The sequence below is a fragment of the Pseudomonas sp. VI4.1 genome, from assembly GCF_002029345.1.
Taxonomy (GTDB): domain Bacteria; phylum Pseudomonadota; class Gammaproteobacteria; order Pseudomonadales; family Pseudomonadaceae; genus Aquipseudomonas.
Map to the genome: position 1 here is coordinate 74,901 of NZ_MULM01000179.1, position 21,345 is coordinate 96,245.

The 21,345-nt window shown below is 54.0% G+C and carries 26 protein-coding genes and 1 pseudogene; 15 read left to right on the forward strand and 12 right to left on the reverse strand.

From position 1 onward, the window contains the following. Positions 1–37 precede the first annotated feature (37 nt). From BZ163_RS27865 to BZ163_RS27880, 3 genes are all read right to left on the reverse strand, one after another. Positions 38–1,336, reverse strand: a complete 1,299-nt coding sequence (locus BZ163_RS27865) for a hypothetical protein (protein ID WP_178110512.1) — start codon at positions 1,334–1,336, stop codon at positions 38–40. Positions 1,337–1,454: 118 nt separating this feature from the next. Next, entirely contained in the window at positions 1,455–1,751 is a 297-nt protein-coding gene (locus tag BZ163_RS27870; protein ID WP_128873583.1) for a hypothetical protein, read from the reverse strand. A 307-nt stretch (positions 1,752–2,058) separates the two neighbouring features. Further along, a complete protein-coding gene (locus BZ163_RS27880) occupies positions 2,059–2,313 on the reverse strand; it encodes a hypothetical protein (protein ID WP_128873584.1) in 255 nt (84 codons plus the stop codon). 728 nt (positions 2,314–3,041) lie between these two features. On the opposite strand from BZ163_RS27880, the gene BZ163_RS27885 reads away from it, so the two are divergent. Next, positions 3,042–4,004, forward strand: coding sequence for a YiiX/YebB-like N1pC/P60 family cysteine hydrolase (locus BZ163_RS27885; protein WP_168187415.1), 963 nt, complete (start codon positions 3,042–3,044; stop codon positions 4,002–4,004). Between the two features lie 27 nt (positions 4,005–4,031). Continuing rightward, positions 4,032–4,155, forward strand: a pseudogene (locus BZ163_RS36070) (response regulator); the annotation flags it as partial. Between the two features lie 385 nt (positions 4,156–4,540). Here the strand turns inward: BZ163_RS36070 and BZ163_RS27900 are convergent. Continuing rightward, a complete protein-coding gene (locus BZ163_RS27900; RefSeq protein ID WP_128873586.1) occupies positions 4,541–5,023 on the reverse strand; it encodes a helix-turn-helix domain-containing protein in 483 nt (160 codons plus the stop codon). A 231-nt stretch (positions 5,024–5,254) separates the two neighbouring features. Here BZ163_RS27900 and BZ163_RS27905 point away from each other — a divergent pair, with 231 nt between their 5' ends. The 4 genes from BZ163_RS27905 (at position 5,255) to BZ163_RS36075 (ending at position 6,824) form a co-directional block, all read left to right on the forward strand. Beyond that, positions 5,255–5,644: a hypothetical protein gene (locus BZ163_RS27905; RefSeq protein ID WP_128873587.1), complete on the forward strand. Its 390-nt coding sequence runs from the start codon at positions 5,255–5,257 to the stop codon at positions 5,642–5,644. 42 nt (positions 5,645–5,686) lie between these two features. Next, on the forward strand, positions 5,687–6,133 hold the full coding sequence (locus BZ163_RS27910; RefSeq protein WP_128873588.1) for a hypothetical protein: 447 nt from the start codon (positions 5,687–5,689) through the stop codon (positions 6,131–6,133). 90 nt (positions 6,134–6,223) lie between these two features. Continuing rightward, a complete protein-coding gene (locus BZ163_RS27915) occupies positions 6,224–6,595 on the forward strand; it encodes a hypothetical protein (RefSeq protein WP_128873589.1) in 372 nt (123 codons plus the stop codon). Positions 6,596–6,662: 67 nt separating this feature from the next. Next, positions 6,663–6,824 carry a hypothetical protein gene (locus BZ163_RS36075; protein ID WP_256579157.1) on the forward strand — a complete coding sequence of 54 codons (162 nt, stop codon included), beginning with the start codon at positions 6,663–6,665 and terminating at the stop codon, positions 6,822–6,824. Between the two features lie 289 nt (positions 6,825–7,113). Here BZ163_RS36075 and BZ163_RS27930 read toward each other — a convergent pair whose 3' ends face one another. Beyond that, entirely contained in the window at positions 7,114–7,338 is a 225-nt protein-coding gene (locus tag BZ163_RS27930; RefSeq protein WP_128873590.1) for a hypothetical protein, read from the reverse strand. A 443-nt stretch (positions 7,339–7,781) separates the two neighbouring features. Between BZ163_RS27930 and BZ163_RS36080 the strand changes: the two genes are divergently transcribed. Continuing rightward, positions 7,782–7,964 (forward strand): hypothetical protein, encoded by a 183-nt coding sequence (locus BZ163_RS36080; protein ID WP_224791014.1) that lies wholly within the window; start codon positions 7,782–7,784, stop codon positions 7,962–7,964. 263 nt (positions 7,965–8,227) lie between these two features. Continuing rightward, a complete protein-coding gene (locus BZ163_RS27940; protein ID WP_128873592.1) occupies positions 8,228–8,938 on the forward strand; it encodes a hypothetical protein in 711 nt (236 codons plus the stop codon). A 7-nt stretch (positions 8,939–8,945) separates the two neighbouring features. Here BZ163_RS27940 and BZ163_RS27945 read toward each other — a convergent pair whose 3' ends face one another. The 6 genes from BZ163_RS27945 to BZ163_RS27965 form a co-directional block, all read right to left on the reverse strand. Then, positions 8,946–9,266, reverse strand: coding sequence for a hypothetical protein (locus tag BZ163_RS27945; RefSeq protein WP_128873593.1), 321 nt, complete (start codon positions 9,264–9,266; stop codon positions 8,946–8,948). A gap of 188 nt (positions 9,267–9,454) precedes the next feature. Then, entirely contained in the window at positions 9,455–9,727 is a 273-nt protein-coding gene (locus tag BZ163_RS27950; protein WP_128873594.1) for a heavy-metal-associated domain-containing protein, read from the reverse strand. 114 nt (positions 9,728–9,841) lie between these two features. Further along, entirely contained in the window at positions 9,842–12,112 is a 2,271-nt protein-coding gene (locus BZ163_RS27955; protein ID WP_168187416.1) for a heavy metal translocating P-type ATPase, read from the reverse strand. Positions 12,113–12,202: 90 nt separating this feature from the next. Further along, positions 12,203–12,457, reverse strand: coding sequence for a DUF2933 domain-containing protein (locus BZ163_RS36085; protein ID WP_138969307.1), 255 nt, complete (start codon positions 12,455–12,457; stop codon positions 12,203–12,205). A gap of 125 nt (positions 12,458–12,582) precedes the next feature. Further along, positions 12,583–12,996: a hypothetical protein gene (locus BZ163_RS27960; RefSeq protein WP_128873595.1), complete on the reverse strand. Its 414-nt coding sequence runs from the start codon at positions 12,994–12,996 to the stop codon at positions 12,583–12,585. Between the two features lie 99 nt (positions 12,997–13,095). Continuing rightward, entirely contained in the window at positions 13,096–13,491 is a 396-nt protein-coding gene (locus BZ163_RS27965; protein WP_128873596.1) for a hypothetical protein, read from the reverse strand. A 285-nt stretch (positions 13,492–13,776) separates the two neighbouring features. Between BZ163_RS27965 and BZ163_RS27970 the strand changes: the two genes are divergently transcribed. The 5 genes from BZ163_RS27970 (at position 13,777) to copD (ending at position 18,360) form a co-directional block, all read left to right on the forward strand. After that, complete coding sequence (locus BZ163_RS27970) at positions 13,777–13,986, forward strand: co-regulatory protein PtrA N-terminal domain-containing protein (protein WP_128873597.1); 210 nt, start codon at positions 13,777–13,779, stop codon at positions 13,984–13,986. A 150-nt stretch (positions 13,987–14,136) separates the two neighbouring features. Further along, entirely contained in the window at positions 14,137–16,002 is a 1,866-nt protein-coding gene (locus BZ163_RS27975; protein WP_128873598.1) for a copper resistance system multicopper oxidase, read from the forward strand. A 127-nt stretch (positions 16,003–16,129) separates the two neighbouring features. Next, entirely contained in the window at positions 16,130–16,975 is an 846-nt protein-coding gene (locus tag BZ163_RS27980; RefSeq protein WP_224794287.1) for a copper resistance protein B, read from the forward strand. Positions 16,976–17,038: 63 nt separating this feature from the next. Further along, a complete protein-coding gene (gene copC, locus BZ163_RS27985) occupies positions 17,039–17,422 on the forward strand; it encodes a copper homeostasis periplasmic binding protein CopC (protein ID WP_128873599.1) in 384 nt (127 codons plus the stop codon). Positions 17,423–17,424: 2 nt separating this feature from the next. Further along, complete coding sequence (gene copD / locus BZ163_RS27990; RefSeq protein WP_128873600.1) at positions 17,425–18,360, forward strand: copper homeostasis membrane protein CopD; 936 nt, start codon at positions 17,425–17,427, stop codon at positions 18,358–18,360. 51 nt (positions 18,361–18,411) lie between these two features. Here the strand turns inward: copD and BZ163_RS27995 are convergent, their stop codons facing one another. Continuing rightward, positions 18,412–18,858 (reverse strand): DUF411 domain-containing protein, encoded by a 447-nt coding sequence (locus tag BZ163_RS27995; protein ID WP_128873601.1) that lies wholly within the window; start codon positions 18,856–18,858, stop codon positions 18,412–18,414. 289 nt (positions 18,859–19,147) lie between these two features. Here BZ163_RS27995 and BZ163_RS28000 point away from each other — a divergent pair, with 289 nt between their 5' ends. Beyond that, entirely contained in the window at positions 19,148–19,831 is a 684-nt protein-coding gene (locus BZ163_RS28000; RefSeq protein ID WP_128873602.1) for a heavy metal response regulator transcription factor, read from the forward strand. After that, entirely contained in the window at positions 19,828–21,216 is a 1,389-nt protein-coding gene (locus BZ163_RS28005) for a heavy metal sensor histidine kinase (RefSeq protein ID WP_128873603.1), read from the forward strand. Before BZ163_RS28000 ends, BZ163_RS28005 begins: the two co-directional genes overlap by 4 nt. Positions 21,217–21,345: the final 129 nt, after the last annotated feature.

The following is a 21,345-nucleotide window of genomic DNA, read 5'->3' on the forward strand; positions in this document are numbered from 1 at the left end:
TGGATGTCAGATTGGATCGAGGGCCACAAGGCGAATCTCAATGATCAGGCAAAGTCGCCAGACAATCCGTAGCCATCAGCCATTCCTCAGGAACCTCCAACAAGAATGGATCGCCGTCCTTCACCTCTAGCGGCTCCTCGCTGCGCATGGTTTCCACTTGTCCAGCCAAGCTATCGGCGAACCATCGCAGTGACTCGAACTGGGTGGCGGTTCTCAAGAAATGAAGCTCGCTGATACGGAAAATACCTACTCTGTCTTTCCAGTCGTCGGCGACTCCCCTAGTTTCGGCATTACCTCTGACCTTGTTCATCCGAGGTGCGATCTGAATGGCGCTCTCGCCGTCCATGATGATCACCGGCTCCAAGGCCCGCTCGTCCAGCAGTTGCTTGACCACAGCCAATTCTATTAAGACAAGACAGGTAAATCTCTCCTGCATGAACAGCACGGTATTGGCCGGCGACATTGAAACTGTAAATGACTTACAGGGAAGCCACGTTGACTCGGGAGTTAGGGCGACGACCAGGGTGGTCGCGGTTTGGTGTTGCATCACTAGGTCAATAATCGACTGAGCCCACCGGGTATCGTTCCGCCCACATATGTACGTCAGACCAGGTTCAGGACTCAGAGCTGCCGTGCCGCGAACTTGCGCCTCCGACATACACTCGTTGATTTGTTCCTCGTAGCTGACGAGGGGAATCGAAACCTCGATGCGCTTGGTGTTAGGCACCCCTCTGAAGTTCGCCGCCCCGTCGTCTCTGAAAAACTCATGCAGTATCCGCAGCTGCTCCTGCTGTCTACGCACCCTGGCGTTCGTATTAGCCGAGCTTTTTACTTCCAACGGCACTGGATCTGCAGCACCCATCAAACAGATATCGCCATGCCTGATGACATTCGTGAGGTCGGAAAGGATCGCAGGGACGTTCATCGCGAGAGCCTTTCGCAGTAGGCGATACTCGTTGATGAATCCAGCCTTACCAAGCATGAAGCCTGGATCGCTTTTAACCCCGTACTCGCCATCGAAGTACAGGTGCTTCAGGCTGTAGGGGCTCTGATATACGCAGGCAATGCCGTCACCGAAGCACTTCCAAAGGAAAAGTAGTTGATGGAGATCTTGAATACGATCCTCGACCTTTGAGGCGAACTTCTTGAGAACAGCAGATCTAGCCTTCGTCGATCCTCTCCTCTTCAAAGAAAGCATCCTGCCCTTGGCCTTCTTTAGCCGCTTGATTCGGTGCTCGACAGTGATGACTTGCCTCAGCAGGAAGCTCTGGAGGCCCCGGACTGCGGACAGATCGTCGGGATCGTTTTGGATCTTATTGAGTAACAGCGCGGCCATTCCTAAGCGTTCTGTTTCTCTGGGAAATCTCATCGACAGTACCCGTATGCTATGCAACAACGGAAAGATAGGGCGGGACTCGCCGCTCCTTCATAGTCGCCCGCCCGCCCCCCGCCCGTTAAGTCGTCTCTGCTCCCCACGCCCAGTCGTCTCCGACCACAATAAAAATCTCCGAGGTGAACCTCCGGGCGGCAAAAGCTTTTTTGACTGAATCGAGGACAGATTTACGAACAGCGGTGACGCTAGTGCTGTTGAAGAAACCCATCGTCGACGTAGTTGGGATCACCACGTTATGCCCTTCATCCGCCTTGGCCACCTTCGCCAGGCCGATACGCAGCAGATCCGCATACGCGTTTTCATAATCCTTCGACGACGCGTTCTTCAAATCAAACGTGCAATAAACCAAATAGCTCATAGTGCAAATCCTGGAAAACTCACATTCAATAAAAATGGGGGCCCGCCCATGGAGCAGCCGGCTCACCCAAAAGTCAGAAACCTGAGTTCGAGACTCTAGCTACTGGGTGTGGCATACCGAGGAACACGTCCGGCAACCGTTCGATTGCCGGTACGTGTTGCGAGCCTGGCGCACAGCAGTTACACAGGTGGTGTGATGGCCAAGATCATGGCGGTTGTGGAGTGCCGGCAAAAAGATGCATGTACTGGTATGCACCTCATGGTCACCGTTGCTCTGTGCATTGCGGTTAACGTAATACTGGGCCATGTTACTCACCCCGCTCTTTGTTCGATTGCGCGAGTACCGAGGCAGCGAGGGTCTTGGTGGTGGCGCTGTACTTGTTGCTGTCAAGGACTTGGCTGGCCTTGGTCTCCATATCGGCACCAGTTTGCTTACCGGTCGCGGCCTGAGCCATAGCCGAACCTGCCAATTCTTTCTGAATGGCCGAGGAGCTATCGTTGCGGAGGATTTTGGAGGCCAAGCTGGCCACGGAAGTCGAAGTTTGTTTAGTATTTTTCGGCACGGTTAGGTGCTCCTGGATCTGTATAAGATTGAGTAGGCAGGAGCAACCCTTGAGCGGAAAACCGAGCTGAATGGTTGACATCCAAAGTCGGATTTTTCTCTAATGCGCTTCCCACCAATGTACGCATTGGCTCAGGGTAGGCGGACATGTGTGCTCGGCGACCAAACTTCGCATACATGCCCGCTGTCTTTCTGAATCCGTAGCTCACCCGCCAAAAACACAACATATGGTGCCTTTGGCTTGCTGAACCACAAGATAGTGTGGTCGACTTTACATTGCAAGATGACAAAGCTGTGGATAACTTGTGCGCAACCTGTGAGCTGGATCCATTTTTCTCCTGTATGGATGGCCAGGCCTTATAAATCGCGGGCTACGACCTTGCAGACCGGAAACAACTTGAAACACTCTCCCTTCGCATAACCGTATTTCCCTTTGAACACCCGCTCTCAGCATTTGAAACTGACGATTCTATGGCGTCATTTATTTGCTTGGGCAGCTTTGGCGTTGCTCATTTCAGACCACTTTTAAGTCTTCATCTTTTTGCAGTAATCGAGGAGTGGCCTGCTGCTGGATCCACGATTCCAACGACCTCAAGGGCCGGAACCATTTCCAGAGGCCCGTCCGGCGATGCCTGCAGCAGATCCTTTGACTCCGAATCTGGGAAGTGGAATTCTCACGACCCGAACGGCCCTGTGCCATCACACTCAAAACAGGCAAAGGAAGCTTTAGTGAAGAATTTAGAAGAGGTTGCGGAAGAGTTTCGCAATCTAGCTCGCGCCGGTGTTTTTAAGCTCATTGCCAACGAGGAAAAAGCTGCCAAGTCATTTGAAGAGTTTGCAGCCAGGCCTGATGATGAAATCGACTTTGTGGCCCGAATTAGCGGCGTACCTGAGCATCAGTTCCCCGTGTACCGAGCGATGATCAGGCGTGAAGAGAATGAATACTTTTCCAAAATGAGCGAGTTCAGCGGGATTCTCCAGAGCGGTGACGTCATCCTGGTTACGGGTAAGAAGTTTCGATCCAAAGCCTTAGTGGCAGCCCAGATCCCTTTTTATTCGAAAGCGAGGGCGAGCCATGTGGCGATGGTGCACGCAGACGTCGTTTGCATCGATGCCAACCCAGGTGTCGGCGTCAAGCACCGTACGATTGCAGAAGTGCTGAGTGACGTCGAGGGCAACTGGCGGATCATTCGATTCAACGCGGTGACCGAAGAAGATAGGAATCGCATGCTTACGCGCTGTGCTTACTACCTCCAGCAGCCATATAGCATCAGACCTACGAATGGGGCCGGCACCAAATTCTCCTACTGCTCGGAGTTGGTCAGCAAGGTCTACCGGGACAGCAAGATTCGATGCATCAAAGTCCCCCAGGGCGTTTTGGTCAATCCGTGTCATTTCGACAAACTCGCTGACAAAGGCGAGGTGTGCCAGGACATAACCGAGACCGTGCGGCCCTTCCTCCCGTTCTTCCAGCAGTATAAGGAAATGATGGCAATGCAGGCTCACGCACTCATTGCTGGCCTGAAGCTGAACCGCTATCGCGACAAGCAGCGAAAAGACCTCCTGGCTAAGGTGCAGGCCCAAGCTCGCTTGGGAAATCTTCCGCATGAGTCGCTGGTCAAGGTGGCACAAAGTATCCAGAACATGGAAGAGAAGATGAACTTCCGGTTCTGGGACTCCATCGCCCGTTGATTAATCCTGCATACGCTCTCCGATCATCTGATGAGCGGTGCACAGGCACACTTCGGTATGCAGAGATCGGATCTTTGATGCGGTGTTGGCAAAGCCATTCAACATCGACTTGATCATTGCCGAAGTTAAAAAACTCCTGGCTTCTGATTAGTGGGCGTTCGACCTACATACCCAGATCAACCTCAAGCCTGGCACCCCTCAAGCTAAGCGGCAGCTTTCCGACTGGGATGACCTGCAACAGCTTGTCGGCGAGATGCTCGGCGTGAGCGGAATAGATCGCAAGCCTGCCTGACTCAACTGGCCTGTAAGGCACAATCGCACCTACAGATACTTGGGCAATTCTCAGTATATTCAGCACGTCATTGCCAACGTGGTCGGTATCCAGGTACTCGACAGTTGGTCGAGCGGGAGGCCCAGCTTTTAACCATAAGCCGACCACAACTTGATGTAGCTCTGTGGGGCCAAGGTGTTCCAGAGCAGTCTTCCACAGCAAACCTTCTTGGGACATTTTCAGCCTGGTGCTGGTCATTCAAAAATCACGGCTGTTCGGGCTTGGTTGTTTTCAAATACCTACGAACAGTCGCTTCAGAAAGCCCCAACCTTTCCGCGATCTCAACAACAGAAATTCCCCACTGCTTCAATCGATTCGCCTCAATGGCATTTCTAGCCGCATCAGGACGAGCAGGCCGCCCAGGAGGTGGCTTTCCAGCTCGAGCCTGCGACTCAATCTCAAGATCGATCCCTGCCTTTCTAATTCTTGCCAGTTGCTTTGTAAGACGTTTCTGGCCGTCCTTGAATGACTCGTGATTTTGCATGGAGGTCGCCATCAGCAGGAGCGTAGCCGGATCGAGGTCTAGGATCCCGGCGAGCCTCACCAGGACGTCGAGTCCAATACTTACTTCTCCCCGCTCTATCCGGCTGAAATGAGAGCGCCCGAGATTGTTGATGTCCTCTTGGGACAGACCTTGGCCTCTGCGAATTCCACGAACCACGACAGCCAGTGCTTCTGCCGCATCCATCGGTATTTTTCCCCAATCAAATCTGAGGATAAAGCCACACCCCGATCAGTCATAACACGCCCAATTAGGTTCATTATGATTGCCTTAGGGCTTATGTAGAGGTTTAATAGCCTTACCCATGCGCCACGGCCACGAGAACGCAGCGCTGCAGTGGATCAGCCAAGCCATCGTGAGCGGTGGGCAGAGAGGGTTGAATTGTCAATTTGATGTTAATTACTGAGTGGAGGCCTTATGGCTAGCGTCGAAGAGCCCGACTTTATGAAAGGGCCACGGACACCCCTTGAAGGCCTATCGAGCAGCTCAGAAGCACGAGCTCTGGCGAGCCAACACTTCCCCCGAAAGGCGTACTGCCTAGTTGAAGATTGGACAGTTTTTCGCGTGGAAGTCACACCCGACGAACTCACCAAGATTCATGCATTGGGACAGCTCCCGATGATCGTGTTTGCTCACAATGTGGTCGAGGACAGCCAGGGTCGTTTCGACCGAGGAGATTGGGTTCGCTCAAGCATGTGCACAAGTTTCAGCGATGGCATGTTCGAAACCAGAAACACGATTTACGTCTTGATTGGGCCTGGTCATGAACAACCCGCCAGCCTGAAGGACGTTTTTTCCTTCTTCTAACTGCGCTCCATATCAGAGCCCCTTGAGACCCAAGGACATACAATGTTTAGAACAGATGACGACGACATACTCGGTCTTCCGGGTATGTTTGGGGAAGGCCAATGCCAATGGCATCAGATATCAAGAGTGCTCCGTACTCACTGGTATCACGTCACCGTCCAAGCCAAGCAGCAGGGCCGAATCACCGAGGCGGTTCTGATGGTCGACAGCGAACCACGACTGCAGAAGATCCTGATTGCCCAGGACGACGAGATCATGGTCACCGATGTTCAGGTAGTCACTCCTGCTCACATGAACGGAAGCGGCGGCTGGCGTATGGAGGCACTGACCAAAGTAATGCTCGGTGAAGACGAGAACGAGTGCTTCGTCTGCCTACTTGAAGTCGAGACAGGCTCCAAGTATCACAGCTCTCACCAACCAGGCTTTCGAAGCGATTTGCTAACCGACCTTCGTCCGATTTATCACGCGGACATGATCCGCGCAGCCTGAAATTTACCAAGGTTTCCGCACGGCATCAGCGCTGATGATTCCGTGTCGGATTCTTGGTCACGCCATACGAGCGGCCCAAGGAGCGCAATTATGCTGAACACATTAGATGTAAATTTGCACGGAAAACGCCATACAGATTTCGATCTCACGCGAATCGCACAAGCCCAGGCGCAAGGCTTCGATATGCCGGTCACCGCTTATCTCTGCGGAGTCTCCATCAAAGCCCGAGCGGGGATAGGCGTAGTGTTTGGTCACAACGGAAAAGGAAAGTACGGACGGTTCGATGATGGTCATCTGATTCGGACTTCAGATGTGATTAAAATCGAAAAGGACGGTCGGTTTTGGGTAATGACTACGCGAAATAGCCGGTACGTGCTTGCAACATTTCAACGTGGCAATGGGCGTGCGAGCCTTCGCGATTTTCTGCGCCTCTCACAAGGGCAGAACGACCTAACCCCGTGAGTGTGCATTGATGGTCGTGTTCGTCTTCACCTAGGGTGAAGGCCCTGAATAATTTTAAGGTGGTGTCATGATCGTCAAGGCAGGCGAAGTCATCTGCGTAGCCTCAGGCATTTTCGAGGGGTACGCCCGGGATGGGCCATTTATCGCAACGCAGGACTTCGACCTCGACTCATTCGATGCAGATGCAATGAAGCCAATCACCGAGCTGTGGGAAGTGTCGAGCTTGTAATCGCACATCCCTAGAATGCTTTTCGAAAGAGGGCTGATTTCCAAACTGCCCTGCCGGAAGATTTACCTGGGAGCGCTGGGCGAAATCGACACTCGGGGAGAACAGGAAGACTAGCGTGTGTTTGCAGTGCCCTGTGATCTACGTATGCGGAAATCGCGAGTCTGTCGATAACACGCTCCAAAAGATGAAGGATGCGGCGATGCCCCGTTGACGGCGATTGGGCTACTTATAGCTGTCGAGGTGTTTGCCATCAAACGTTTGTGCTCAAAAAGCGATGGAGTTGAGCCTGTTAAAGCAGTTGCTCAAGGCGCTCTTTTGCTAAATCAACTCTGAAGCAGACAAAGCCTGACGAGTCAGATCGGACAACAATGCGTTCTTTCTTGTAGCTGATCCAGAGCCCTTGGTGATGCTCGCCCGGATTCATCACTTGCGCCAATTCGCCCAGCGCATAGAAAACTGTTGTATACCCGGCACGCTCAATGGCCGTTCGGAAAAGGAGTTCTATGTCTTGCATGACTACCTCGTTGGAGTCAAACCGCGCGGGGCCGCGAATGGTGCCTAGGCATACAGGTTGTCCAGGCATTCGATTAAGCCACTTTGAAAATTGACCCAGGGCGGATTGCTGATTTTTGCATCAGCAACTGTGGATAAGCTTAGCAGCGGTGTCCTGTCTTTCATGGGGGCTCGTTCACAGGATGAATAAAGCGATTGCCATTGATTCATTGATGCCCCTTCGAGGAGGAATCCATTCTCAGCTATCTGTTCATTGGCGCCAACGATGTCGAGGCTTCTGCGCGGTTGTGCGATGCAATCCTATCGCCTCTTAGCTATGAGAAAGATCGACCCGAGGGGCATTACTGTTTCTCGCTTCCCGAGACTGCGGACAAGTCCAATGGGCCAGGAAGCGTTCACGTCGCCCAGTCCTTCAATGGCCAACCCGCTCCAACGGGAAATGGCATGATGCCGGCGCTGCGGGCCGAACCCAGGGCGAAGGTAAATGAGTTGCATGCTGTAGGCGTTGCTAGCGGCGGGACGGATGAAGGAAAGCCTGGTATCCGAGAGGCATACACCGATGACTTCTATGTCGCCTACCTTCGCGATCCGATGGGAAATAAGATCGCCGTATTTTTCAAAGGCTGAGCGCTACCCTTTTCAGGTCAGAAAATTCAGGGTTTATGCGCTGCGATAGCGCGACCTCGTAGGTTTACGATATCGATGGGCGAGTCCATTGGTATCCCCTCGTGTGCACCGAGGCTTCAGCGTCCGTTCTTGGTTTTTACTTTACCGCCCGAGGCGGGTTTTTCCCCAGGGGCCTGATCTGCGGCTCGTCGGCTAAAACTAGCTTGAGATGGTCGCCTATAATACTGTACATAAAACCAGTATCTATGTAGTGAATCCAATCCATGAATTTCGATCAGGCCAAGGCGCTCAGGCTTCAGCAATGGCGCTCAACCCTCGACGACCATGATTTCCGAATGGAGAACCCAGAGGCACACCGGCAAACGCTCCGCGAAATGTCCGCCACGCTGGCGTCCGAGGGGCTCATCGATGATCTCCAGTGCTTCGACATGAACGAAATGGCGAATGCTGCCTATTGGCACGCTGTAGAAGAGTTGATTGACGCTCCTGCTCGATACTGCGGTGCATCGGCGTACGACGTTGTGAAACATGGCAGTGCAGAAATATTGGGCATAGTCAGGCGGTCGATTTTCTACTACGTGAGCACTCTCGCTGAGGCCAATATCGCAACATACGACGGCAAGATTTACCGAAATGCGGATGGTGCGAATCTAGTCTTCAGCCCATCCGGAATGATTGCGGGGATCAAAGGGTTGACGCTGACGTTGCCTGACGGGCAACAGTACGAGCTCGTCGAAACCGGGCGGACTATCGAAGGAATTTTCCGCGAGCCAGTGGATGATCCAGATTCCTACCGTGGCTTGATCGATACCGCTCTCGTGGCCAAAGAAAGCCGAGACTTGCGCTCGTTCGAAAAGCTTCGCCCATTGATTGACCTGGCGAAGTTTCGTATTTGCCCGGCATGCTTTGATCGCTTCGAGCTTCAGGAGGACTGCACCGCTTGTGGTGGTCAAGGATTTGTGGCGAAGCTATAGGTGCTGGTCAGCAATTGGTGCTCAGGGAGCGGTACCACTCTGCATAGGATGTGTTGGTAATCTTATGTCTATTTAAGTCAGGACTGCCGTCGTTCCACCACACCGGGCCTCTTTCCCCTAGTGCGACTTTGGCCTTCTGAACCTTCGCCCTTGCCACCAACAACTGTCCAGAATCGCCGGAGGCTTTCGCTGCTTTTACCTCACGACGCGCAGCCATGAGCTCGTCGACGAGTCGCTGCCGCACATCTTCATCTAGCAGCGGGTTGGTGCAACGCCACAGCTGCCCTTTGACAACAACGTAGCGACCGTCAGGTGTCGTCGGATCCATCTCTTAAGCTCCCAGGGGGGCCGCGCCCAAGCTCGTTATCTGCAAGGAATGAAGTCAGAGGTTGTTAAGAAGGCGCTATAGCTGTTCATGCTCCCAAGGAAGCGCCATTGAGTTGCCGCAGCCACAGTCGTGAACGCAGCTATACGCAGACTGGTATTCATGGGAGTTCTCCAGTTTAAAAATAATCCTTACCGGCAGCAGCAACCGCCGCCGTTCCCGCCACAGCCCGAGGTTTTCTTACTCGATACACTTTCCACTGTCGCCAGCTGTGCTGGATAGCCTGCGTCCTGCAGGGCTGCAAGCAGCGCATGGTTGTCCGAATCGCCGCTGACCTTCACCCGTCCGGCTTGTAGATCCACTGTTACGTCACTGACTCCTTCAAGTGGGCGCAGCGCTTCAGTGACATGTTTGACACATGAACCACAGCTCATGCCCTGGACTTGCAGTTCAACAGTTTTCATTGGTGACTCCTCACAACAAAGTTGATCATGGAAAGACTGACGCATGAGGCTTTTCTGCGGCGTTGGCTTATCCTCAACCTTGCTGCCATGGCAAGGTCAAGCGGTCGTTTTCACTCAATCAATGGAAGCCTGGCGCAGACGCAAGGCGTTGAATACCACCGACGCCGAGCTCACGCTCATGGCCAGTGCGGCAATGAGCGGTGACAGAAGGTGACCGGTAAGTGGAAAAAACAAGCCGGCAGCCAGTGGGATACCCATGGCGTTGTAAAGGAAGGCGAAGGTCAGGTTCTGGTGCATATTTCTCACCGTTGCGACTGACAGGCTGCGAGCACGCAAGATACCGAGCAGATCCCCCTTGACCAGGGTGACCTGAGCGCTGTTCATCGCCACGTCAGTGCCAGTGCCCATGGCGATACCTACATCAGCGCGAGCCAGTGCGGGGGCATCATTAATGCCGTCGCCGGCCATCGCCACCCGGTGTCCGGCTTGTTGCAGAGATGCCACCAGACGCTCTTTATCTTGCGGTTTGACCTCGCCGTGTACCTCCTCGATGCCCAACTGGCGAGCTACCGAGCGAGCAGTCGTAAGGCCGTCGCCAGTGGCCATGATGACCTTGACGCCATCCGCCTGCAGACGCTCGACGGCCAGCTTCGTGGTGGGTTTGATGGGGTCGGCAACAGCCAGCAAACCCGCCAGGGCGCCATCGACTGCCAGGTACATGATGCTCGTACCGTCGCCGCGTAGCTTCTCGGCATGTTCTTGCAAGCTCTCTGTGGAAACGCCGGCCTCCTGCATCAACGCGGTATTGCCTAGCATCAGGCGGCGACCCTCGACCTGACCGCTTACACCAATACCTGAGGCTGACTCGAAGGTTTCAGGTGTCACCAGTTTTAGCCCTGCGGCACGAGCCTGCTCGACGATGGCGTGGGCCAATGGATGCTCACTGCCCTGATCGAGACTTGCGGCCAGGCGCAACACTTCATCCTGAGTAAATCCGGGTACGGCCTCGACGCTATGGAACGCTGGTCGACCTTCAGTGAGGGTGCCAGTTTTGTCGACTATCAAGATGTCTATCTTGCGCAGGTTTTCGATGGCGGCGGCATCGCGAAACAATACGCCGCTGCCAGCAGCCTTGCCGGTGGCAACCATGACTGACATCGGTGTCGCTAGGCCAAGGGCACAGGGACAGGCGATGATCATGACCGCGACAGCGTTGATCAGTCCGAACACCCAACTTGGCTCGGGCCCCCACAGCCCCCAGCCGAGTAGAGTCAGCGCGGCGATAGCAATCACAACGATCACGAAGTAACTGGCAATCACGTCTGCCAGCCGTTGCATCGGCGCTTTTGAGCGTTGTGCCTGCACAACCATCTGCACAATCTGTGCGAGCAGGGTCGCCGACCCTATCTTCTGCGCCTGCATCACTAGACTGCCGTGGATGTTGAGAGTGGCGCCGATCAGCGCGTCGCCGGCCCTCTTCATGATCGGTATCGGTTCGCCGGTGAGCATCGACTCATCTACAGCGCTTTCGCCTTGCAATACCTTGCCGTCGACAGGTACTTTTTCTCCCGGACGCACACGTAATGTGTCGCCGCTGTGTACGTGTGTCAGAGGGATGTCTTCTTCCGTACCATCGGCATTGATCCGTCGGGCAGTTTTGGGTGCAAGTCCAAGCAGCGACTTGATGGCAGCCGAGGTTTGCGAGCGAGCCTTGAGTTCAAGCATCTGGCCGAGAAGGGTCAGAGAGATGATCACAGCCGCCGCTTCGAAGTACACACCGATGCGGCCCTCCATCATGAAGTTGCTGGGAAATATATCGGGGGTCAGGGTGGCCACGACGCTGTAAAGGAAGGCCGCCGCCGTGCCGAGGCCGATTAGCGTCCACATGTTCGGACTTCGCTGAATCACCGAACGCACACCACGCACATAAAACGGCCAGCCAGCCCACAGCACGACGGGTGTAGCCAATCCCAGCTCGACCCAATTTTGCGTGGTGCCATGGAACAGCTCCAGGGCATGGCCACCCATAGCCAGCACGGTGACGATCACTGTCAGTGGCAATGTCCACCAGAAGCGCCGGGTGAAGTCCTTGAGTTCTAAGTTCTCTTCTTCCTCCAATTCGGGAATCACCGGCTCTAAGGTCATGCCGCACTTAGGGCAGACGCCGGGGCCGATCTGGCGAATTTCCGGATGCATGGGACATGTGTATTCAGCGGCACCCGTTAACGGTTCTGCTGTTGCCTGAGGGATTTGTTCGATTTTCAGTTGAGATATTCGATAACGCTCGGGCGCTGCCCTGAAGGTCGTTTGGCATTTCTGGCTGCAGAACCGGTAGTTTTGCCCCTCATATTCCGTGCTGAACTGGCTGTCGTTACTGACGGTCATGCCACATACCGGGTCATGGGAGCCGGTGGGTTGGGGTTCAGAGTTCTGTATTGGGCCGTGCTCTTGACGAACCTCAGGGGTGTGCATGAGCTAACTCCTGTTCGCATCCTTGGTTGAGACTGAGGTTTCGCCGTGATGATTGTGACCATCGTGGTGGTGGTGCCCGAAAAAATGCATCAGCGGGCACAACAGCAAAATCATGTAAGGCAGTAAGCCCAGCATATGGCCGTAGTGTTCTCTTGCTAGATAGAACAGCACGATCACCAGCAGCATGCCCAGCGCTATACCGGGTTTACTCCTCCAAAATGTTGGAGAGGTGTTAGCGGAATGTGGTGAATTCATCATGGTTTTGTACTCCTGAGGGAGTGCTGTTTAGTGATACGTCGTATAGGTGTAACGGGCGGCAGTTTTACCCTTGGCATATTGGTTAAGGTAAAACTGTCGCTGCATTGCCTACAGGCTTGTGCGCGTCACTTGCTCATCGGCATGTTCATCATGCTCGATTGCTGATCCATCATTTTCATCATCATGTTCATCATTCCCATCTCCATGCCGTCTTTGTTGCCGTCCATGCCCATGCCCATGCCCATGCCCTTGCCATGACAGTTCTTATGCATCATGGCCATGCTGTCCTTCATCGTCTTCATGCTCTCCTGCATGGCGGCGTGTCGCTCGGCAGGGGTCTTGGCGGCGGCTGCCTTGTCGTGTGCAGCCTGCATTTTTTGCATTTGCTCGGTCATGACATTGTTTTGTATCGGCGTAGCTGCTTCGCTTGTCTTGGCGGGCGCGGTCTGCCCCTCCGGGTGATGCTCATCGACTGCCGAGGCGATAAGTGGGCTGCTCACGAGCAGGGTGGCGAGGATAAATTTCAATGTGGCATGCATGGCAATCTCCAAAGGGTCAGGACAGCTCAGGTAATACCAAGCCGCGCCAGGTTGGCGCAGTCAGACAGTGCGCCGAAGATCGGCGCGCAGAAGGTCGGATTAATCGTTGAAACGGACGAAAATCAGGCGGGCAGGAGGTCTGGCCGGTACAGGGCGCCGTAATGCAAGAAAGGCAAAAGCGGAGGGATTGGCGGGATACAAAATCAGCAACGCTGGGATAAGGAGCAGAAACGTCCAACTGAACAGGTCAAATGTTTGAAGATGGAGCGAAGGACTTACAGCTATTGCCGCATCGGCGCAGTGCTGAAGGCAACCGAGTGCATGGGCGTCGTGGCTATCGTGATCTTGCGCGGTGATCAGCGAGACATGAGTTGTAGCCGGATTGTGGCTGGGCTGTGCCAGACATCCCTGGGTCGCTGCCAGACCAAACGCTAACACCCACAGCACGATGGCGAGGCGTATGAACGTTGGTTGACGATGGCGAAACCAGAACATGGAGAATCTCCGGTACTGATTAGCGGATTTTGATTTTTCAACATACAGCACATTGAAGTGCCACGGTTGATCTACATCAATTTATGCAGCCGGCTGTCGGTTCTGTGGTGCGGTCAAATTTTATGACGCCCGTCGATCTTTCAGATGTTGAGTTTCTCCGTGTGCTGTCAAAAGTGTAATCACCGGCTAAGCGTGCTGACAGGTGCGTCCCCTCATCATCCTCATCGAGCTGACGCTCAAACTCTCTGGTTTCATCGAGAGTCAATTCCTTGAAGGAGATGCACTATGAAAGCAACCAACGTTGTGATTCTTACACTCAGTTTGGCTATATCGTCCCTGGCCTTTGCCGAAGGTGGCGGCGACCGTGCGGTTGAGCGCATGGAACGAGCTCGCGAGACGGCAATGGCCACCACCAAACCCGTCCCACAAGCGCAAGTGCAAGAGGATATTGCACAGGAAAAGCCCACGGCTGAAGAGCAGAAGCATCAGTGCTGAGCCGCCCAGCTTACGGAAATGTAATCACCCCGTTTGCTGGCTTATGGCATCTTCCGATGTATCAAGCGCACTAGCTATCCAAAGCGTGAACCCTCGGGAGCACACCACAGTGTGTGCACCTGACATCCGACTGACGGGACATGAATCGGTATGCAATCCAAAACTTCTCGGCGCACCTTTGTGAAAGGTCTTACCGCAGGCGGGATTCTCGGTGGCTTAGGCCTCTGGCATACCCCTATTTGGGCGGCCCGGAGCTTGGGCGAGACTAATGTCCTGTCAGGTACAGAGTTCGACCTCTTTATTGGAGAGACACCGGTAAATATCACTGGGAATGCCCGGACTGCCATGACAATCAATGGTGGGATTCCGGGGCCTCAGCTGCGCTGGCGTGAGGGCGATACCGTGACCTTGCGGGTCAAGAACCGCCTTAAGGATATGACATCAATCCACTGGCACGGGATTATCCTCCCCGCGAATATGGACGGCGTGCCGGGCCTTAGCTTCCATGGGATCGAGCCTAACGGCACGTATGTCTATCAATTCAAGGTCAAGCAGAACGGAACGTACTGGTATCACAGTCACTCCGGCTTCCAAGAACAGGTAGGTGTATACGGCCCATTGGTAATCGACGCGAAAGAGCCCGAGCCATTTGAGTATGACCGTGACTACGTGGTGATGCTTACTGACTGGACGGATGAAGATCCGGCTTCGCTGATGAAAACATTGAAGAAGCAGTCTGACTACTACAACACCCACAAACGCACAGTCAGTGATTTCATCCATGACGTAGCTGACAAAGGTTGGTCAGCCACCGTCGCTGACCGCAAGATGTGGGCCGAAATGAAGATGAATCCCACTGACATTGCAGACGTCAGTGGCGCGACATACACCTACTTGATGAACGGCCACGCGCCGAACTCCAACTGGACGGCCACCTTCAAACCTGGCGAAAAGCTTAGGTTGAGGTTCATCAATGGTTCAGCCATGAGCTACTTTGATGTCCGTATTCCGGGTTTGAAGATGACTGTCGTGGCTGCCGATGGCCAGTATGTCAAACCTGTGAGCGTGGATGAGTTCAGGATCGCCACTGCCGAGACTTTCGATGTGATCGTCGAACCAACTCAGGACGCCTACACACTGTTTGCGCAGGCGATGGATCGGTCGGGGTACGCAAGAGGCACCTTGGCCGTCCGGTCTGGCCTGGCCGCTCCGGTACCTGAGCTAGACCCACGTCCTCTCGTCACTATGGCTGACATGGGTATGGCCGGTATGGATCATGGCTCGATGGCTGGTATGGGCGATATGGCTGGAATGGATCACAGCAAGATGGCCGGTATGGGTGACGGCCCAATGGAGGGCATGTCAGGCATGGACGGCGGTGCCATGAAAGGTATGAACCATGGCGCTACGCAAGACACGTCCGGCATGGACAGCATGGCGGGGATGGATCACAGCAAAATGTCCATGGGCGGCATTAGTGGTATGGGAGAAATGCAGTCGCACCCGGCCACAGAATCCAACAATCCTCTCGTCGACATGCAGGCAATGACAACGTCGCCAAAGCTTGATGATCCTGGCATGGGCCTTCGCGAGAATGGTCGAAAAGTGCTGACGTATTCTGATCTAAAGAGCACGTTTGAGGATCCAGATGGCCGTGAGCCAAGTCGGACTATCGAACTGCACTTGACTGGCCATATGGAGAAGTTTTCCTGGTCTTTCAACGGCGTGAAGTTTTCGGACGCCGAGCCGTTAAAACTGAAGTACGGCGAGCGAGTCCGGATCGTTCTTGTCAACGACACCATGATGACTCACCCCATCCATTTGCATGGCATGTGGAGCGACCTAGAAGACGAGAATGGCCAATTCCTTGTTCGCAAACACACTATTGATATGCCGCCAGGCTCGAAGCGCAGCTACCGAGTGACAGCCGATGCACTGGGACGCTGGGCCTATCACTGCCATCTCCTGTACCACATGGAAATGGGGATGTTCCGCGAAGTGCGTGTAGAGGAATAAGGAGTCGACTATGAGCAATTTTCTTTGCGGGACTCACATGCACTCAGCTGTGTTTACGGTCGCTCTGACCGCTGGTTTTGTCTTCCCCGCAGCCGCTGAAACAAGCCAGGGTACCGAAGACGGGCAGATGCAGACCATGGATCATAGCCAGATGCAGGGCATGGATCACGGCAAGATGGTAGGTATGGATCACAGCCAAATGCAGGGCATGGATCACAGCAAAATGGAGAGTATCCAGCCCGCCAAGCAACCACAAACCCAAAGCCGGACTCCGATACCACCGCTAACCGGTGCAGACAGAGCCGCAGTCTATAAGTCCCCAGGTGGTCACGCGGTTCATGACACAGCCCTCAACTCATTTTTTATATTTGAGAAATTGGAATGGCAGGATGCTGACGATGGAAGCGCACTGAACTGGGAAGCCCAAGGTTGGATAGGGGGAGATGTTGATCGTCTATGGTTGCGCTCCGAAGGCGAGCGCACCAATGGGAAGACTGAAGAAGCTGAGGTTCAAGCTTTATGGGGACACTCCTTCAGCCCTTGGTGGGATCTAGTCGGCGGGGTTCGTCAAGACTTCAAACCAGGCGACCCTCAAACGTGGGCCGCTTTCGGTATCCAGGGTTTGGCGCTCTACAATTTCGAGGCCCAGGCTACTGCTTATTTGGGTGAAGGCGGCCAGACCGCAGCGCGGCTGGAAGGTGACTACGACATTCTCCTAACCAATAAGCTGATTTTGCAACCAACGGCAGAATTCAATTTCTATGGCAAAAACGATCCCAAACGTGGAGTCGGTTCAGGGTTGTCTGAGAGTGAAGTCGGTTTGCGGCTCCGATACGAAATCCGTCCTGAGTTCGCACCTTATGTAGGCGTGACTTGGAATCGGGCTTATGGAAAGACCGCTGACTATGCCAGCGAGGAAGGCGAAGACAATAACGAAGCACGTCTGGTGCTCGGTGTCCGGGTGTGGTTCTAAATCAGCGGCACCAAATAATTATTTAACCTCATTACAACAGCTACGCGCTGTGAGGAGCCTTGCATGTCTGTACTTAAATCCTGTGTTGTGGCCGTCGCTCTTTCAACCAGTCTTCTGCTCAGTGCAGTTGCCCAGGCTCACCCGAAGCTGTTGTCCTCCACTCCCGCCGAAGGAGAGAGCGGCCCGGCTCCTGCAAAGATTGAGCTGCACTTTTCTGAAAACTTGGTTACCCAGTTTTCCGGAGCCAAGTTGATCATGACTGACATGCCTGGCATGTCACACTCGCCTATGAGTGTGAAAGCCAGCGTGGCCGGCAGTAACGACCCTAAAACCATGGTCTTGACCCCGGCCTCTCCTCTCACAACTGGCACCTACAAAGTGGAATGGCGAGCAGTTTCGTCCGATACCCACCCGATTACTGGCAGCGTCACCTTCAAAGTGAAATAAGTATGAGCGACCCAATTAACGTGGCGCTGCGCCTCGCGCTGTATTTGGATCTGATGCTTCTCTTCGGTCTTGCCGTCTTTGGCCTATACAGCTTTCGGGGAAAAGAGCGCGTATCGGGAACGCTGTTGCATTTTGGGTCGCTACTACCTGCCACCGCTGTTATAGGTATGCTTTTGTCCATAGCAGCTTTTGTAGTTATGACAAAAAATATGAGCGGCGCATCCGACTGGGCGGAGCTGCGACCTCACATGGAAATGATGCTGTATGAGACCGAGGTCGGCTACAGCTGGGTGACACGCATGATCTCGCTAGTAGTGGTGATTTTTGCTGGAAGCCAGAACAGGCGATGGCCGACGGGCAGTCTCTGGGTCGCTACCATAGCGGGCAGCATTGCCTTAGCGACAATCCCATGGACAGGTCACGGGGCGATGGATGAAGGCGCCCAGCGATTCTGGCACTTTGCCGCTGATATTCTGCACCTACTTGCCGCTGGCGGCTGGATCGGAGCTCTCGCGGCGTTTGGTCTGATGTTGAGTATTAGGAGGGCTAATTCGGAGCAACTGGTACGAGTGCTATCGCGAGCGCTCAGGGGATTCGAAACAGCGGGCGCACTCATTGTTGGTACGATCATAGTTACTGGCGTCGCTAATTATCTCTTCATTGTCGGGCCGTCAGTAATCGAAGTCGTAAACAGCACCTATGGCGTTCTCCTACTCGTGAAGATCCTACTTTTCGTAGGCATGATCGGGCTAGCTACCCTCAATCGTTTCTACCTGAGCCCTTCACTTGAGCGGTCTGTGGTGGCCGGTGATTTTTCTCTAGCGGCAACTGCTTTGAGAAAAAGTGTGGTGATCGAATCGACCTGTGCTGTCGTCATCGTTTGCTTAGTGGCTTGGCTAGGAACATTGAGCCCCTCAATCGAGATGGCTCAAGGGTGATCCAGGAGCTAGATCCGAGCGGCCCCAAGGGCGCTCAGATCTGAGCAACGACTATCGGTTGATGGGGTAGTCAGCGACCACTTCTTGCGCACCTGCCTTGGTGAGCCCCAGGACTTGGTAAGGTTGATGATTCTGGCCGTAGTCCATACCAGGAGAACCTGCGGGCATGCCTGGCACTGCAATTCCTGCGAGGTCTGAACGACCATTCAGCTTCTTGATTTCATCGGCTGGGACATGACCCTCTACGAATTTGCCGTCAATTACACCCGTATGACATGAAGCGAGTTCCTGTGGCACGCCCAGGTTCTGCTTGATAGCGCTCATATCACTTTCCACGTGGTCGACTACCTTGAATCCATTCAATTCAAGGTGCTTGACCCACTCCTTGCAGCACCCGCAGTTCGCGTCACGATGTACGTCAATTGTGAGTGGCTCAGCTGCCTGCGCAATCCCACAAATCATCAATCCCACAGCAAGCGATAGCTTTCGTTTGAACATTCGTTGCACCTCGTCACGTTTTAGTGTGCGGTTGCGCTGTATGCACTGGCCGTAGGCCAGGAGTCGTGCTTCCGCACTGGATGGAAGGTAGGTTAAGCGCAAAAAGCTCAGATTGCCGATTACGTTTTTGTAAGCCGCCGACTAGCTGCTCTCCCTCATCCACCGCACCCCGCCCCCCGCCTTGCCTGGGAGCTATCCGTTTGCTGTTGGGGCAATTACATTTGCGTAAGCTTCCGCACAGTCGTCAGATTGGTAGCACACTAGGACACCGCAAAACCGGAGCCCATGCATGAAACTCTTGGTTGCAGAAGACGAACCCAAAATCGGAATGTACCTACAGCAAGGCCTCTTGGAGGCCGGCTTCAGTGTCGACCGCGTTGTGACGGGAACAGAGGCGTTGCACCAGGCGCTAAATGAGGCCTACGACCTTCTAATCCTGGACGTAATGATGCCGGGCCTGGATGGCTGGGAGGTCATTCGATCTGTCCGCACAGCTGGGAGCACAGTTCCTGTACTGTTTCTGACGGCCAGGGACGGAGTTGATGACCGGGTCAAAGGCTTGGAGCTAGGTGCAGACGATTATCTAGTCAAACCCTTTGCATTTTCTGAATTGCTTGCCCGCGTCAGAGGCTTGCTTCGCCGTGGTGCCGCCGTACCCAACCAGACATCTATTAAGATTGGGGATCTGGAGGTCGATCTTCTAAAGCGACGGGCCTCGCGCTCAGGTCGACGCATTGACCTTACTGCCAAGGAGTTTTCGCTGTTAGAGCTGCTGATGCGCCGTCGGGGGGAAGTCTTGCCGAAATCACTGATCGCATCGCAGGTTTGGGACATGAACTTCGACAGTGATACCAACGTGATCGAAGTCGCGATTCGTCGGCTCCGGGCCAAAATCGATGACGATTTCGACACCAAGATGATTCAGACCGCGAGGGGAATGGGTTACATGCTAGATGCTCCGGATACAGAATGAAGCGTGCATCCCTTACCCTCCGTTTAAGCATGATGTTTGTCTGTGCCGTGGTCGCCGTGCTGGTAGTAGCAGGCTTTACCTTTGATGGGTTCAGCCAGCATCACTTCAAGGCCCTTGACCGTCAAGCGATGACGGAAAAGCTCGAATCCATTCGGCAAATAATGGATGGCGAAGCTGGCTCCGCAGACCCTTCAGAAGTTGTGTTGCAACTACATGCTCTCCTTGGTGCTCACCAGGAACTCTCAGCCTCAATTATCGCGATGGGAGGGAAGACGTTCTTCGCGACTTCAAATGCAGTTGGACATCCTCCTTCCTCCTCTGGTGACCCAGGGAAAGATATGTGGGAGTGGACAGCTGGAAGCCATATGTACCGAGGCATGAAAGCCCAAGTTCATTTGGCGAATGAAGCTGAGCCACTGACCGCGTGGTTGAGTCTAGATATCACAAGCCATATGCATTTCGTTGAAACTCTGCGCTGGTGGTTGGTGATCGGGCTGGCGATTAGCGCCTTGGTCAGCGCAGGTTTAGGGTGGCTGGTGGCGCGCAGCGGGCTGAAGCCGGTCGCACAAGTGACGCAAGTCGCGGCCTCAATGTCAGCCGGATCGCTGAAAGAGCGGATTCCCATGGACTCTGTGCCTCGCGAGCTAGAGCTCCTCGTCACTTCGTTCAACGCTATGCTGGCTCGCCTTGAAGAATCATTTGCTCGGTTGTCTAACTTTTCAGCCGATATCGCGCACGAGCTACGTACTCCTATCAGCAATCTGCGTACACATACCGAAGTCATCCTCACAAAGAAACGTGCACCAGAGGATTATGAGGAGAATCTCTATTCCAACCTGGAAGATCTGAACCGACTCTCCAGCATTATTGACGGCATGCTTTTCTTAGCAAAGTCGGACAACGGTCTGGTTCTACCTGCCAAAGAGAAAATCGAGTTGCGTTCGGTCGTCGAGAAATTGTTCGAGTATTACCAGCTTCTGGCAGACGACACAGGGGTAGAGCTACAGGTAGTCGGGCACGGCGCGGTGAATGGTGACGGGACGATGCTGGATAGGATGATTTCGAATTTGCTATCCAATGCGCTCAGATATACCCCACCTGACTGTACAATCTTCGTGAAAATCGAGCCCCTTGGCGACATGATCAGCTTGTCAGTGGAAAACCCCGGCGAGGAGATAGCGGTAGAGCATCTGCCCCGGCTGTTTGACCGTTTTTACCGAGTCGATCCTGCCCGGAGAGAGGGCGCTACGAACCATGCGGGGTTAGGGTTGGCAATCGTCAAATCACTGGTTGACGCCCATGACGGCACCGTCGGATGCGTCTCCAGAGATGGCCATACGACCTTTATGATCAGCCTTCCCGCGTGGCCTGCTGACCACGAGTGAATGCAAAGAGAACGGTTGCGTGCCTTATCCTATGACAACAGGATGTGGCGCCTGCTCTGTAAGCGACTAGAAAACCTCAAATCTGCCGCTGAACCGTGTGATCGAACTCGGTAAAAGTTGAGATAAGAA

What these genes read in the sequence shown, in the direction of transcription:
- BZ163_RS27930 (WP_128873590.1), bottom strand. Translation starts at nt 7,338, where the DNA reads ATGCAAGACATAGAACTCCTTTTCCGAACGGCCATTGAGCGTGCCGGG.
- BZ163_RS36085 (WP_138969307.1), bottom strand. Translation starts at nt 12,457, where the DNA reads ATGATGAATTCACCACATTCCGCTAACACCTCTCCAACATTTTGGAGG.
- BZ163_RS27870 (WP_128873583.1), bottom strand. Translation starts at nt 1,751, where the DNA reads ATGAGCTATTTGGTTTATTGCACGTTTGATTTGAAGAACGCGTCGTCG.
- BZ163_RS28000 (WP_128873602.1), top strand. Translation starts at nt 19,148, where the DNA reads ATGAAACTCTTGGTTGCAGAAGACGAACCCAAAATCGGAATGTACCTA.
- copD (WP_128873600.1), top strand. Translation starts at nt 17,425, where the DNA reads ATGAGCGACCCAATTAACGTGGCGCTGCGCCTCGCGCTGTATTTGGAT.
- BZ163_RS27865 (WP_178110512.1), bottom strand. Translation starts at nt 1,336, where the DNA reads ATGGCCGCGCTGTTACTCAATAAGATCCAAAACGATCCCGACGATCTG.
- BZ163_RS27975 (WP_128873598.1), top strand. Translation starts at nt 14,137, where the DNA reads ATGCAATCCAAAACTTCTCGGCGCACCTTTGTGAAAGGTCTTACCGCA.
- BZ163_RS27965 (WP_128873596.1), bottom strand. Translation starts at nt 13,491, where the DNA reads ATGTTCTGGTTTCGCCATCGTCAACCAACGTTCATACGCCTCGCCATC.
- BZ163_RS27940 (WP_128873592.1), top strand. Translation starts at nt 8,228, where the DNA reads ATGAATTTCGATCAGGCCAAGGCGCTCAGGCTTCAGCAATGGCGCTCA.
- BZ163_RS27905 (WP_128873587.1), top strand. Translation starts at nt 5,255, where the DNA reads ATGGCTAGCGTCGAAGAGCCCGACTTTATGAAAGGGCCACGGACACCC.
- BZ163_RS27955 (WP_168187416.1), bottom strand. Translation starts at nt 12,112, where the DNA reads ATGACCGTCAGTAACGACAGCCAGTTCAGCACGGAATATGAGGGGCAA.
- BZ163_RS27980 (WP_224794287.1), top strand. Translation starts at nt 16,130, where the DNA reads ATGCAGACCATGGATCATAGCCAGATGCAGGGCATGGATCACGGCAAG.
- copC (WP_128873599.1), top strand. Translation starts at nt 17,039, where the DNA reads ATGTCTGTACTTAAATCCTGTGTTGTGGCCGTCGCTCTTTCAACCAGT.
- BZ163_RS27960 (WP_128873595.1), bottom strand. Translation starts at nt 12,996, where the DNA reads ATGCATGCCACATTGAAATTTATCCTCGCCACCCTGCTCGTGAGCAGC.
- BZ163_RS27970 (WP_128873597.1), top strand. Translation starts at nt 13,777, where the DNA reads ATGAAAGCAACCAACGTTGTGATTCTTACACTCAGTTTGGCTATATCG.
- BZ163_RS27910 (WP_128873588.1), top strand. Translation starts at nt 5,687, where the DNA reads ATGTTTAGAACAGATGACGACGACATACTCGGTCTTCCGGGTATGTTT.
- BZ163_RS36080 (WP_224791014.1), top strand. Translation starts at nt 7,782, where the DNA reads ATGATGCCGGCGCTGCGGGCCGAACCCAGGGCGAAGGTAAATGAGTTG.
- BZ163_RS27900 (WP_128873586.1), bottom strand. Translation starts at nt 5,023, where the DNA reads ATGGATGCGGCAGAAGCACTGGCTGTCGTGGTTCGTGGAATTCGCAGA.
- BZ163_RS27995 (WP_128873601.1), bottom strand. Translation starts at nt 18,858, where the DNA reads ATGTTCAAACGAAAGCTATCGCTTGCTGTGGGATTGATGATTTGTGGG.
- BZ163_RS28005 (WP_128873603.1), top strand. Translation starts at nt 19,828, where the DNA reads ATGAAGCGTGCATCCCTTACCCTCCGTTTAAGCATGATGTTTGTCTGT.
- BZ163_RS27945 (WP_128873593.1), bottom strand. Translation starts at nt 9,266, where the DNA reads ATGGATCCGACGACACCTGACGGTCGCTACGTTGTTGTCAAAGGGCAG.
- BZ163_RS36075 (WP_256579157.1), top strand. Translation starts at nt 6,663, where the DNA reads ATGATCGTCAAGGCAGGCGAAGTCATCTGCGTAGCCTCAGGCATTTTC.
- BZ163_RS27915 (WP_128873589.1), top strand. Translation starts at nt 6,224, where the DNA reads ATGCTGAACACATTAGATGTAAATTTGCACGGAAAACGCCATACAGAT.
- BZ163_RS27950 (WP_128873594.1), bottom strand. Translation starts at nt 9,727, where the DNA reads ATGAAAACTGTTGAACTGCAAGTCCAGGGCATGAGCTGTGGTTCATGT.